This window comes from Nocardioides sp., from assembly GCF_050246775.1.
GTDB lineage: Bacteria > Actinomycetota > Actinomycetes > Propionibacteriales > Nocardioidaceae > Nocardioides.
Map to the genome: position 1 here is coordinate 1829700 of NZ_JBFWVK010000001.1, position 13478 is coordinate 1843177.

Genomic DNA, 13478 nt, shown 5'->3' on the forward strand with positions numbered 1-13478 from the left:
TCGCATCGACGATCTCAAGTGAGGATCAGGCGGCCATCGGTAGAAATACGGAATCGACTACGGAGATCCGTGGTCGTGACGGACTCGGCGAGCGGGACATCTTTGTGCATTGCACGAACATGAGGGAGGCCAGTCGTTGACCCCCTGCGACGGGAGAGTGACGCTTCGATCCGGCCGTCCACCGTCTCGGACGACCTCATCCCGTGCCGGCCTGATCGGGTCCGCCGTTTCGAGGAAGAGTGTTGCGCACATGAAGAGGAAATATCTGGGTGGTCTGCTAGCCACCGTTCTGGCCGGCTCAGCCGTCGCCGCGTTGCCGGTCGGAGCCGACGCCGGCACCAAGCCGGCCACCGTCCACACCGCCAAAGCTGCGGGGAAGGACGCCAAGCAGTTGGCTCGCACCACCTCCCGCCACCTGATCACGAGTCGGGCACCGCAGCTGCGCATCGGCTCCCAGGAGTCGTACGTCGCCAACCCCGTCATCTCCTCGCACGGGATCCAGTTCGCTTCCTATGACCGCCTCTACCGCGGCCTGCCCGTGGTCGGAGGCGACTTCGTGGTCGTCACCGACGATGCCGGTCAGGTCCTCTCCACGTCGGTCGCCCAGGGCCGCAAGACCGCCCTCCCCTCGATCACGCCGACCCTGAGCAGGTCCACGGCGGCCGGCGTCGCGCGAAGCCAGCTCTCCCGCACCGACTCCACCAGTGCCACCAAGCTCGTGGTCTGGCAGAAGGCCGGCTCGCACCTGGCCTGGGAGACCCGGGTCACCGGGGTGCAGGGCACCAGCCCCTCGAGTCTCTCGGTCTACGTCGATGCCCGCTCCGGCAAGGTGCTGGGCACCCGTGAGCACGTCCTGGAAGGCACCGGCAACTCGGCCTACTCCGGTTCGTCGGTCAGCCTGCCCACTACGCTGTCGGGCTCGACGTACTCCATGAAGAACACCAACGCCGCGACGCTCGTGTGTCAGAACGCCACCGGCAACGCGACCTTCTCAGGGTCGGACGACCTGTGGGGCAACGGTGACGCGACCAACCGCGAGACCGGCTGTGTCGATGCCTTCTACGCCGCGGAGATGGAGCGTCAGATGCTCTCCTCGTGGCTGGGACGCAACGGCATGAACGGCACCGGCGGCTGGGTCCCGATCCGGGTGGGCCTCAATGACGTCAATGCCTACTACGACGGCACCCAGGTGCAGATCGGACACACCCAGACCGGCGGGAAGTGGATCGGTGAGATCGACGTCGTCGCCCACGAGTTCGGCCACGGCATCGACGACAAGACGCCCGGCGGCATCTCGAACGGCAACACGCAGGAGTTCGTCGCCGACACCTTCGGCGCGATGACCGAGTGGTACGCCAACAACGCGGTGGACACCCCGGACTACACGGTCGGGGAGATGGTCAACCTGGTCGGGACCGGCCCGATCCGCTACATGTACAACCCGTCCCTGGCCGGCGACGACAACTGCTACTCGGCCGCGACGCCGACCGCCGAGGTCCACGCCGCCGCTGGTCCCGGCAACCACTGGTTCTACCTGCTGGCGGAGGGCACCAACCCCACCAACGGCCAGCCGACCAGCTCCACCTGCAACGGCACGACGATCTCCGGGCTCGGCATCCAGGCCGCAGCCAAGATCATGTACAACGCCATGCTGATGAAGACCACCAGCTCGTCGTACCTGAAGTACCGCACCTGGACGCTGACGGCTGCCAAGAACCTCTACCCGGGCAGCTGCGCCGAGTTCAACACCGTGAAGGCTGCGTGGAACGCGGTGAGCGTGCCGGCCCAGGCCGCTGACCCCACCTGCTCGACGTCCAACAACACCGTCACGGTCACCAACCCGGGCGCTCAGAGCGGTGCCACCGGCACGGCGACCAGCTTGCAGATCACCGCCACGGACTCGGCTGCCGGCCAGACGCTGACCTACACGGCCACCGGCCTGCCGGCGGGTCTGTCGATCAACTCCTCGACCGGCTTGATCTCGGGTACGCCGACCACGGCCACCACCGCGAGCGTGACCGTCACCGCGACGGACACGACCGGTGCGGCGGGGTCGACGACGTTCACCTGGACGATCACCGGCGCGGGCGGCACCTGCTCCGAGGTCACCGCGACCGGCACCTTGGCCAACCGTGCCTCGACCTACAAACCCTCCTCGACCGGTTTCGCTTCGGTCGCGGGGCCGATCGTCGGCTGCCTGACCGGGCCGAGCGGGGTGGACTTCGACCTCTACCTGCAGAAGAGGAACGGCTCCTCGTGGACCAACGTGGCGACCAGCCTCGGATCCACGGCCACCGAGAAGATCACCTACAACGCGGCTGCGGGAACCTACCGGTGGAGGGTCCTGTCCTACTCCGGTTCCGGTGCCTTCACGTTGAAGTACGACGTGCCGTGAGCAGCTGCTGACGCATCATCGCCAGACCGGCGCCCGGGGCTCCCCGGGCGCCGGTCTGCTGTGCGAGGCTGTCGCCATGGACCTCTACATCAACGGTGAATGGCGCGAGGCGCGCAGTGGTGCACGATTCGACGTACGCGACCCCGCGGACGGCTCGACCATCGACTCGGTGGCCGACGCCTCCGAGGTGGACGCCCTGGACGCCCTCGATGCCGCAGTCGCAGCGCAGGCCGGCTGGGCGGCCACCCCGCCCCGCCAGCGGGGTGAGATCCTGCGACGGGCGTTCGAGGCGATCACCGAGCAGGCCGACGACTTCGCCAAGCTGATCAGCCTCGAGATGGGCAAGCCGCTTGCCGAGGCGAAGGGCGAGGTCGCCTACGGGGCCGAGTTCTTCCGCTGGTTCGCCGAGGAAGCGGTGCGGATCACGGGGACCTGGCTCACCAACCCTGCCGGTGGCAGCCGGCTTGTGACGATGCGGCAGCCGGTGGGCCCCTGTCTGCTGATCACCCCGTGGAACTTCCCGTTGGCGATGGGGACCCGCAAGATCGGTCCGGCCATCGCGGCCGGGTGCACGATGATCGTCAAGCCCGCCGAGCTGACCCCGCTCACGATGCTCAAGCTCGCCGAGGTGCTGCACGATGTCGGGCTCCCTGCCGGGGTGCTGAACGTGATCACCACGCACCACTCGCCGGTCGTCTCGGCTGCACTGATGGCCGACGACCGGTTGCGCAAGGTGAGCTTCACCGGGTCGACGGTCGTCGGCAAGATCCTGGTCAAGCAGTCCGCCGACAAGCTCCAGCGGGTGTCCATGGAGCTGGGCGGCAACGCTCCCTTCCTGGTCTTCGAGGACGCCGACGTCGATGCCGCCGTGGACGGCGCGATGATCGCCAAGATGCGCAACATGGGGGAGGCGTGCACGGCCGCCAACAGGTTCCTGGTGCACGCCTCGGTCGCCGACGAGTTCGCCGAGAAGCTGGGGGCCCGGATGTCTGCTCTCACGGTCGGACGTGGCCAGGACGAGGGCACCGACGTCGGTCCCCTCATCGATGACAAGGCGGTCACCTCGGTGACCGGTCTGGTCGCCGACGCGGTCAGTGACGGAGCCCGGCTGGTCGTCGGAGGAACGACGCTGGACGGTCCAGGGCACTTCTACCCGCCGACGGTGCTCGTGGACGTCCCGGCCGGTGCCCGGATCAACCGGGAGGAGATCTTCGGGCCGGTGGCTCCGATCACGATCTTCCACACCGACGAGGAGGCGCTGGCCCGCGCCAACGACAGTGAGTACGGCCTGGCGTCGTACTTCTACACCGCCGACCTGGACCGAGCACTGCGGATCGCCGAGGGGCTCGAGTACGGCATGGTCGGCATCAACTCCGGGCTGCTGTCGAATCCCGCTGCTCCCTTCGGCGGGATGAAGGCCAGCGGCTTCGGTCGCGAGGGTGGCTTCGACGGCATAGATGAGTACCTCGAGACCAAGTACGTTGGGATCTCTACGTCGTAACCTCGGCGCAACGCGCCTGAGCCGCTCGCGTGACAAGGTTGGATCATGGTCGATGACATGGCAAAGAGAGACACCGCTTCGGGAAGGCATCCCCTGGGCACCCCGGGACCCCCGACCACCGTCATCCTCTTCGGGGCGACGGGCGACCTGTCCAAGCGCAAGCTGCTCCCGGGCCTGCTGCACCTGCTGCGTTCGGGGCTGCTGCCCAACATGCAGGTGCTGGGCACCTCCCTGGAGGAACACACCCGCGACTCGTTCATCGAGTTCGCCCATGCGGCGGTCACCGAGCACGGCGACGAGGTCAGCCAGGGTGACTGGGACGAGTTCTCCAAGCGGCTGTTCTGGGCCGGTCCGCCGACGGTCGAGAACCTCACTGCCGGCCTGGCCGAGGCCGAGGCGGGGCTGACCGAGCCGCAGAACCGGCTGGCCTACCTGTCGGTGCCGCCGAGGGCGGCCTTGGCCGTGATCGCCACGCTCGGTGAGGCCGGCCTGGTGGAGGGCACCAGGATCATCATGGAGAAGCCGTTCGGCACCGACCTGGCCTCGGCCAAGGTGCTCAATGCGGCCCTGCACGCGGTCTTCGACGAGAGCCAGATCTTCCGCATCGACCACTTCCTGGGCAAGGAGGCGGCGCTCAACATCCTGGCGTTCCGGTTCGCCAACGGACTGTTCGAGCCGATCTGGCATCGCAACATGATCGACCACGTCCAGATCGACGTTCCCGAGAAGCTGGGGCTGGAGTCGCGCGCCGAGTTCTACGAGGCCACCGGTGCCTATCGCGACATGGTGGTCACGCACCTGTTCCAGGTGCTGGCGTTCACCGCGATGGAGGCACCGACGGGCCTGGATCCCGACGCGATCACCGTGGAGAAGAACAAGGTCTTCCGCTCCATGTTGCCCATCCAGCCGGCCGACGTGGTCCGGGGTCAGTACGACTCCTACCAGTCCGAGCCCGGGGTGGCGCCCGGCTCAGAGACCGAGACCTTCATCTCCCTGAGGTGCTACGTCGACAACTGGCGCTGGGCCGACGTGCCGTTCTATCTGCGCACCGGCAAGAAGATGGCCGAGGGGCAGCGCATCATCTCCATCGCCTTCAAGGAGCCTCCGCAGTCGATGTTCCCCGAGGGTTCGGGGATCGGGCAGAACGGGCCCGACCACCTCACCTTCGACCTGGCTGACTCCTCGAAGATGTCCCTGTCCTTCTACGGCAAGCGCCCGGGACCGGACTTCCGCCTGGACAAGTTGTCGATGCAGTTCTCGGTGGAGGAGAGCGCGTGGTCCGGCTCGGTGCTCGAGGCCTACGAGCGTCTGATCCTGGACGCGGTGAAGGGCAACCACACCCTGTTCACGACGGCCGAGGGTGTCGAGAGGCTGTGGGAGATCTCCGAGCCGCTGCTCGACAACCCGCCGCCGGTGCGCACCTACCCCGACGGCTCCTGGGGCCCCAACCAGATCCACCAGCTCATCGCTCCGCGGGCCTGGCGGCTGCCGTTCGAGCGGAAGTGGCGCGACAAGAAGTAAGGCCCCACCCCGATGGGGTGAGGCCTCACTGACCTGTCTGGGTCAGACGGCGCGCTGGGTGAGTCCCCCGGTGCGCTGGCTCGGCACGTTGAGCAACCCAGGGAGGCGGGTGCGCGAACGGATGCCGAGCTTGCGGTAGACGTTGGACAGGTGCCACTCGACGGCCTTGACGGTCACGAACAGCTGCTGCGCGATCTGCCGGTTGGACAGCCCCGAGGCAGCCAGATCGGCCACCCGGCGCTCCGAGGCGGTCAACGAGGTCAGGTTCTCCGTCGTCGAACGCTTCACCGGCTCCCCGATCCGCTCCAGGATCCGGTGCACCCGGTCGCTGAGCGGGCGCAGCTCCTGGAAGGCGGCGTAGGACTCCGCGCGCCGCAGGAGTACGACGGGCTCGCGGGTGTCGCCCATGCCCTGCGTGAGCAGCAGCATGCCGGCCAGATCGGTGGCCACCTGTGCCTCGAGGCGCGGTGCCTGGGTCTGCTGCAGCGCGGCCAGGGCCTCGCGCAGCATCCCGACCCGGTCACCCGTGGCGTCGACGGCTGCCAAGGTGCGCAGCGCCTGGGCGATCGCGTAGGGCCCCCCGAAGGCCCGGGCGCGGTCGGCATTCTCGCGGGCCAGGTTGACGGCCTCACGAGGCTGACCCATCCGGATCCGGGACAGCGCCTCGCCGGCGCGCCACGGCAGGATCGCCGGGTTGTCCATGCGGCCGTCGACCAGTCGACCGACCTGCGCGTAGAGGTGCGCGGCCTGCTCGTGGTCGGCGTGGGCCGCGGCCAGGTCCGCCAGTGCGTAGGTGGCGAAGGCTCCGGTGAGACCGGGCGCGTGGGTGAGCTCCTCGAGCTCGTCACGGTGGTCCGCGACGCGGTCGAGCTCACCACGGGCGATCCGGCACTCGACCAGAGCAGCCAGCAGGGGCGCCATGAAGGCGTTCCAGCCATGGGTGCGCTGGGCGAGAGCCACCTCGAGGTCCACCAGCGCCTCGGAGATCATCCCCATGTGCATCCGGATGTTGCCGCGGCACAACGAGGCGGTGGCCAGGGCCATCGATGCCTTGCGTGCGGTGGCGTCGTCGATCGCGGAGGTGAGGATGGCGTCGCCCTCGCTGAAGGCCGACATCCAGTGCAGGACGCTGGTGGCGAGGTAGAGCATCGAGCCCTCGGCACTCTCGTCCTGCAGCATCGCGCCGTTTCCGATGGCCCGGATCGCGAGGTCGCGGGCCCGCTCGCCGTCCTGGCACTCGAAGGTGAGCACCACGGACGCGGCCGCGAGGCTGAGGCGCTCCTCCTGGGTGTCGCCGAGCGGCGGCTTGGCCAGGACGTCGCTGACCTGTGCCCGGAGGTAGTCCAGGGAGACCCCGTTGAGCAGTCCCGCCAGCACCATGCGGGCGAACAGACGCTGGCGTCCCGAATCGGGGTCCTGTCGGGCCCCGAAGGCGTCCTGCGCGTCCAGGTGACGCCCGGCCACCATGAGCGCGTCGCCGGCCTCGGCCCGCAGGCGGTCCCGAGTGATGTCATCCTCGGCGAGCTCAGTGGCTCGCTCCCACAGCGCCAGAGCGTCGTCGAGCAGTCGCTGCCCGGCCAGGGCGCGGGCGGCGGCCGACATCAGGTCGACGTCGGCAGCGGTGACCGGTCCTTCGGCGACGGCGCGGGACAGGTAGCGGCCGGCCTCCTCGAGTGAACCCGAAGCCAGATCGCTCTCACCCTGCTCGCGCAGGCGTTCGCGGACCACGGGGTCGGTGCCGGGAAGGGTCTGCAGCAGGTGTGAGGCGATGACCGAGCGAGCTGCCCCGCGGCCCATCAGGACCTGGGCAGCGCGGTGGTGCAGCTCGGACGACTCGTGCGCCGACATCGGCGCCAGGACTGCCTGGGCGATCAGCGGGTGCGTGCCACGCAGGTGACCACCGTGTGGGGTCAGGATCTGTGCGCTCACCAGGGTCGAGATGTCGTCGGCGACCGAGGCGAGCGGGTGGCCGGTGAGTGCGGCCACCAGACCGACGCTGGCCTGCGAGCCGAGCAGGCAGACGGCCCGCGCGGTCGTGGTCGCGGTCGGGTTGAGCCGGCTCAGTCGTCCGCTGATCGACCCGACGACGGCGTCCGGAGTGCCGCTGGTGTCAGCGATCAGCTCGTTGACGAAGAACGGGACCCCTCCGGACTTGCGGTGCAGGGCGTCGATCTCGGCGTCGCCGGCACGCGGCCGGACGGCGCGGACCTGCTCGGCGACGGCTTCGCGCGACAGCGGCGCGGGCGTCAGCACCGTGCTGGCACCCAGGAGCCGGTTGAGCGACTCCGATGCCGCGACCGGCTCGCCGGAGCGCACCGTGAAGACGACCAGGCACGGCAGCTGCTGCAGGGCGGTCGCCAGCAGGTCGAGTGACTCCACCGAGGCCTTGTCGGCCCACTGGAGGTCGTCGACGACCAGCAGCATCGGCTGCTCCGAGGTCAGGTCCTCGAGGACCCAACGCACGGCGTAGGTCAGGTCGCCGATCGAGCGGTCGTGCCCGTCGGCCAGCTCGCGCAGGGCGCGACCAGGACCGTCGAACGGGTGCACTCCCTCGCCGGCACGATGCGCCAGCGTCCCGAACCAGTCACGCAGGACGCAATAGCCGATCGTGCTGCTCATCGGAGTACAACGTGTGTCCAGCACCCGCCAACCGGAGTTGGTGGCGAGTTGCCGAGCATGAGCCAGAAGACGGGTCTTGCCGATACCCGCCGGCCCTTCAATAGCCACCAAGCTGCCCCGGCCGCCAGCGGCTCGGGAAATCAGCTTGCCCAAAATTGTGGTCTCAGTGTCGCGTTCTAGTACGTAGGCCCCCACCATGTCTCCAACTTAGGGACAGTCCTTGAAAAATGCACCAGCCGGACAGCCAATTGACGGCTAGGGACCAGTGGGAATAGTCAGTCGGGGTGGTCTTTCCCCCAGCAGGGGTTGGGGTTGCTGGGGTTGTCAGGCAAAGCGGCCTAGAAACCCCAGCAATTCGGCGCCGTACGACGCCGAAAACTGGGGGCCCCGACCCTCTGCAACCGCGACCCTAGGTCCGAACCGGTGGGGTCGATCGGCGTCCTCGACCAGGTCGGTGGCGATCGGCAGCAGGTGTCGGGCCAGGTCCTCGGGCAGGTCCCTGGGGTGCCCGGTCGCCTGCCCGACGTCCCATCCGTGCACCGCGATCTCGAGGGCCCCGGCGCGCACGAGCACGGCCGCCGGCAGCTCCCGGTCCCCGATGAGGATCGCCGCCGGGTCGGCCTGCGACCAGGCGGCCAGCAGGGCACAGGCCTTGCCCCGGATCCGCTCCAGCACCTGTGGCGAGGACCGCAGCGGCACCAGGTCGACGGCACCCGAGCCAGCCTGGGCGAAGGCGTCGAGCGCGTCATCCATGTGGGCCAGGAGTTGGGCGAGGTCCCAGGCACGACAGGGCGTCGGGTTGCGCAGCGAGTCTGCGGTGACGTCCATCAACGCCACCCGGGTGAAGCCGATGGAGCGCTCGAGCAGCGACACCGCCGGCGGCAGGGCCTCGAGGCGGGTGCCGGGCGGGCCGGCCATGGTCAGCGCGCAGGGAGGCTGGGAGGCAGCCCGAAGGTGGCGAACAGCCGGGTGTCGAAGAACGCTCCGACGTGGCTGACCCGCTCACCGTCGGTGGTGAGCACCTGCAGGTGGAACGGGACGAAGTTGCCCCGCGCGGTGCGCATGTAGAGCCCGAACGCCGGCTGGCCGTTGGCCGACGTCGGCAGCATCACCATGTCGTGCACCCCGCCGGGACACTGGCCGTCGATCAGGCGTCCGATGGTCTCGGCGCCGCGGTACCAGGCGGTGTAGGGCGGCATCTCCCAGACGGCGTCGGCGGTGAGCATCCCCACGATGGCGTCGATGTCCTTGCGCCAGAACGCGTCGACGTAGCGGTCCAGAAGGTCCTGCTGCCGTGGGTCCAGGTCGGGCACCACACTGTCCTCGCTCAGCCCCTTGGCCGCGAGCTGGGCGTGGGCCCGCTGCAGCGCCGAGTTCACCGCCGCGGTGCTGGTGCCCAGCGCCTCAGCGACCTCCGCGGCCTTCCAGCGCAGCACGTCGCGCAGGATGAGGACGGCGCGCTGGCGGGCGGGGAGGTGCTGCAGCGCCGCCACGAACGCCAACCGGATCGAGTCCCGCTCGGTCACCATCACGGCCGTGTCAGGGACCGGCTCCAGCCACGGGATCTCGGACTCCTCGACCAGCTCGTCTCCCGGCCGGGAGACGACGGTGCCGAGCCCGGTGGGCAAGGGACGCCGGTCCTTTCCCTCGAGATTGGTCAGGCACACGTTGGTCGCGATCCGGTAGAGCCAGGTGCGCACCGACGAGCGGCCCTCGAAACCTTCGTAGGCGCGCCATGCCCGCAGGTAGGTCTCCTGCACCAGGTCCTCAGCCTCGTAGACCGAGCCCGTCATCCGGTAGCAGTGCGCCAGCAGCTCACGCCGGTAGCGCTGGGCAACCTCCGGGAACTCCTCCGTCGTCGCCGTCACGTCCTGATCGATGCTCATCCTGCTCCTCCCGCGGCCTCAAGTCTGCCTCGACAGGTGGACCTGCGTCGACAGCGGAACTCATCGGCCGTCGAGCAGCACCAGGGTCAGCCGCGTCGGCCCGACTCGCGGAAGGCCCACACGAGGACCTCCGCCGGGGCGTCACCGGAGACCGCGATCGGCATGGAGCCCAGATCGGTGAGCCGGGCAGCGTCTCCGTCGTCGAGGACGTCGTCGCCGAGCTTGATCGAGCCCGAGGCCACGAAGACGTGCAGCAGTTGCGCGTCGGGCAGCGTGACGCCCTGCTCGAGGCGGGCGACGTACAGGCTGGCCGCGGCGCCGATCCGGACCAGCGCATGTGGACGGACCCCCGAGGCCAGTGCTGTGAGCTCGTCGGTCTTGGGCCGTGCCGTGGCTGCCGAGTACGACGGCACGCCACCGGCGTTGCTGGGCCGGACCCAGGTCTGGATGAAGCGGGTCGCGCCGGCGTCGGGCTCCACGGTCTCCGAGTGCACGATCCCGGTGCCGGCCGACATCCGCTGGACCTGGCCGGGCGTGATGACCTGGGTGGCTCCGGAGGCGTCACGATGGGTCAGTGCCCCCGACAGCACCCAGGTGACGATCTCCAGGTCACGGTGCGGGTGGTCGGGGTAGCCGTGCCCGGGCTCGATGCGCTCGTCGTTGTGGGCCACGAGCCCGCCGAAGGAGATGTTGGCGGGGTCATAGCTCGGCCCGAACGAGAACGAGTGGTACGTCGATCGCCCCTCCGCGTCGCTGCGATAACGGTCGCCGGCACGGCGGATCACGGGGGAGGACATGCCCCCATCGTGCCCCCTGAGGGCTCAGAGCGCTGCGACGACCCGGGTGCCCTGCTCGATCGCGCGCTTCGCATCGAGCTCGGCGGCCACGTCGGCACCGCCGATCAGGTGTGCCGCTCGCCCGTCCGGGAGGTCGTCGTACACCTCGCGCACCGACTCCTGTCCGGCACAGAGCACCACGTGGTCGACCTCGATGACCCGTTCGGACCGCCGCCCGTCCTTCCCGGTCACCCTCACGTGGAGCCCGGCGTCGTCGAACCGGTCGTAGGTGGCTCCCGGGACCATCGTGACCCCGGAGTCCTTGAGCACTGCCCGGTGTGCCCAACCGGAGGTCTTGGCCAGGCCGCGACCGATCGTCGAGGTCTTGCGCTGCAGCAGCGTCACGTCGCGTACGGGGGTGCGCGGCAGCTTGTCGGTGAGTCCGCCCGGATGCACGGTCGGGTCGCCGACGCCCCAGTGCGCCATCCAGTCCTCGAGGGTGTCCTCGGGGTCGTGGGTGAGGTAGTGGCTGACGTCCACGCCGATGCCGCCGGCCCCGATCACCGCCACCCGACGCCCGACGGTGACCCGGCCACTGAGCACGTCGGCGTAGGACACCACGCGGGGGTCGTCGCTGCCCGGGAACTGCGGGAGTCGTGGCTCGACGCCCGTGGCGACGATGACCTCGTCGAACGCCACGAGATCGGCCGCCGTTGCCGTGGTGTCGAGCCGGACCTCGACACCCAGCACCTGGAGCCGTCGGCGGTAGTAGCGCAGGGTCTCGGCGAAGTCCTCCTTGCCGGGCACCGCCATCGCCAGCCGGAACTGACCTCCCAGCTCGTCCGACTTCTCGAACAGGGTGACCTCGAAGCCGCGCTCGGCGGCCGACACGGCGGCCGCCAGGCCCGCGGGCCCCGCCCCCACGACCGCCACGGACCTCGCCGTGGTGGTGGTCGAGCGCTGCATCTCGGTGGTCGAGCCGCCTCTGTCGGTGGTCGAGCGCTGCGTGTCGGTGGTCGAGCGCTGCGTCTCGGTGGTCGAGCGCTGCGTCTCGGTGGTCGAGCTTGTCGAGACCACGATCGGCGTGAGCACCAACGTGGTCTCCCGGCAGGCCCGCGGGTTGACCAGGCAGGAGGCGTGCTCGTTGGCGAACACGTGGTCGAGGCAGGCCTGGTTGCAGCCGATGCAGGTGTTGATCTCGTCGGCGCGCCCGGCTGCCGCCTTGGTCACGAACTCTGGGTCGGCCAGGAACGGTCGCGCCATGGAGACCAGGTCGGCCTCCCCGGCAGCCAGGATCTCCTCGGCCAGCTCGGGGGTGTTGATGCGGTTGGAGGCGCACACCGGGACGCCGACCTCGGGTCGCAGCCGGGCGGTCGTGGCGCGCCACGCCCCCGGAGGGACCTGGGTGATGATGGTGGGCACCCGCGCCTCGTGCCAGCCGATGCCGGTGTTGAAGATGTCGACTCCGGCCGCTTCCAGAGCCTTGGCCAGGGCCACCACCTCGTCCCAGGACTGGCCGTGCTCGACCAGGTCGAGCAGGGAGATCCGGTACTGCACGAGGAAGTCGGGCCCGACGAGCTCTCGGGTGCGTCGCACGATCTCGATCGCGAAGCGCATGCGCTTCTCAGCGGTGCCACCCCAGCGGTCGGAGCGGTCGTTGGTGCGGCTGGCCAGGAACTGGTTGATGAGGTAGCCCTCGGAGCCCATGATCTCGACGCCGTCGTACCCGGCCTTCTGTGCGAGGGCGGCGGACTTTGCGAAGTCGGTCGCGGTCCGGTCCACGGCACGAGCGGACAGGGCGTGCGGCTTGAACGGGGTGATCGGCGACTGCCGGTTGCTCGCGGAGACGCTGAAGGGGTGGTAGCCGTAGCGGCCTGCGTGCAGGATCTGCAGGGCGATCCGGCCGTCGTGCGCGTGCACCGCATCGGTGATCTCCCGGTGCCGCATGGCCTGCAGGCGGGTGGTCATCTCCGAGCCGAACGGCTTGAGCCAACCGCGCTTGTTCGGCGCGTAGCCCCCGGTCACGATGAGCCCGACCCCACCAGCGGCGCGCTCGGCGAAGTACGCCGCCAGCTTGCTGATGTCCCAGACCCGGTCCTCGAGGCCGGTGTGCATCGACCCCATCACCACCCGGTTGCGCAGCGTGGTGGAACCGATCGTGATCGGCGCGAGCAGGTGGGGATAGGTCATGAGGTGGGCCTTTCGTGGGCGTGCAGGTACTCCTCGAGCCAGGACACCCAGAACTCCTCGAGGCGGATGCCGCCGCGGAGCACGAGGTGCTGGTCGAGCTCGAGACCGTTGAGGGTCCCGGGGGTGGGGTAGTCGCGCTTCTCGAGCTGTTGGTAGTAGGCAAGGCGGGTGCGGTGCTCGGCCAGGTCCGCGCGTACGACGTCGAGCACCGCGTCCCGGTCGGCCGCGAACGATGCGCCGCGCATCTTCACCGAGAGGTCGCTGCGGGGGTTGGGCTGGGGGCTGGGCGTGGTCAGCCAGGCGGCGAGCACGTCCTGGCCCTGGGGCGACACGGCGTACACCTTCTTGTCCGGGCGGCCCTGCTGGGAGACGACCGTGCTGCTCACCCAGCCGTCGGCCTCCATCCGGGCCAGGGTGCGGTAGATCTGCTGGTGGGTGGCGGCCCAGAAGAACCCGATGGACCTCTCGAAGCGGCGGGTCAGCTCGAGACCGGCGGCCGGCCGCTCGCTGAGCGAGACCAGAAGCGCGTGTTCCAGAGCCATGGTCCTCCGCTGGTCGAGCCTGATGTTGATCGAGCTGCTTGATGTTGA

General features: G+C 69.4%; 9 protein-coding genes. 3 read left to right on the plus strand and 6 right to left on the minus strand.

Going from position 1 to position 13478, the window contains the following annotated elements; all coding sequences use genetic code 11:
• Positions 1-250 precede the first annotated feature (250 nt).
• From AB7I40_RS08695 to zwf, 3 genes are all read left to right on the plus strand, one after another.
• Complete coding sequence (locus AB7I40_RS08695; protein WP_428345569.1) at positions 251-2395, plus strand: M4 family metallopeptidase; 2145 nt, start codon at positions 251-253, stop codon at positions 2393-2395.
• 76 nt (positions 2396-2471) lie between these two features.
• Positions 2472-3896 carry an NAD-dependent succinate-semialdehyde dehydrogenase gene (locus tag AB7I40_RS08700; protein WP_428345570.1) on the plus strand — a complete coding sequence of 475 codons (1425 nt, stop codon included), beginning with the start codon at positions 2472-2474 and terminating at the stop codon, positions 3894-3896.
• 57 nt (positions 3897-3953) lie between these two features.
• Positions 3954-5417: a glucose-6-phosphate dehydrogenase gene (zwf, locus tag AB7I40_RS08705; RefSeq protein ID WP_428345571.1), complete on the plus strand. Its 1464-nt coding sequence runs from the start codon at positions 3954-3956 to the stop codon at positions 5415-5417.
• A gap of 42 nt (positions 5418-5459) precedes the next feature.
• Here zwf and AB7I40_RS08710 read toward each other — a convergent pair whose 3' ends face one another.
• The 6 genes from AB7I40_RS08710 to AB7I40_RS08735 all read right to left on the minus strand — a co-directional run bounded on the left by AB7I40_RS08710 (position 5460) and on the right by AB7I40_RS08735 (position 13430).
• Positions 5460-8234: a helix-turn-helix transcriptional regulator gene (locus AB7I40_RS08710; RefSeq protein WP_428345572.1), complete on the minus strand. Its 2775-nt coding sequence runs from the start codon at positions 8232-8234 to the stop codon at positions 5460-5462.
• 126 nt (positions 8235-8360) lie between these two features.
• Positions 8361-8954, minus strand: coding sequence for a TIGR03086 family metal-binding protein (locus AB7I40_RS08715; RefSeq protein WP_428345573.1), 594 nt, complete (start codon positions 8952-8954; stop codon positions 8361-8363).
• A 2-nt stretch (positions 8955-8956) separates the two neighbouring features.
• Positions 8957-9922 (minus strand): sigma-70 family RNA polymerase sigma factor, encoded by a 966-nt coding sequence (locus tag AB7I40_RS08720; RefSeq protein WP_428345574.1) that lies wholly within the window; start codon positions 9920-9922, stop codon positions 8957-8959.
• A gap of 86 nt (positions 9923-10008) precedes the next feature.
• On the minus strand, positions 10009-10719 hold the full coding sequence (locus AB7I40_RS08725) for a pirin family protein (protein WP_428345575.1): 711 nt from the start codon (positions 10717-10719) through the stop codon (positions 10009-10011).
• 24 nt (positions 10720-10743) lie between these two features.
• Positions 10744-12888 carry an NADPH-dependent 2,4-dienoyl-CoA reductase gene (locus AB7I40_RS08730; protein ID WP_428345576.1) on the minus strand — a complete coding sequence of 715 codons (2145 nt, stop codon included), beginning with the start codon at positions 12886-12888 and terminating at the stop codon, positions 10744-10746.
• On the minus strand, positions 12885-13430 hold the full coding sequence (locus tag AB7I40_RS08735) for a PadR family transcriptional regulator (protein ID WP_428345577.1): 546 nt from the start codon (positions 13428-13430) through the stop codon (positions 12885-12887). The genes AB7I40_RS08730 and AB7I40_RS08735 overlap by 4 nt, the downstream gene beginning before the upstream one ends.
• Positions 13431-13478: the final 48 nt, after the last annotated feature.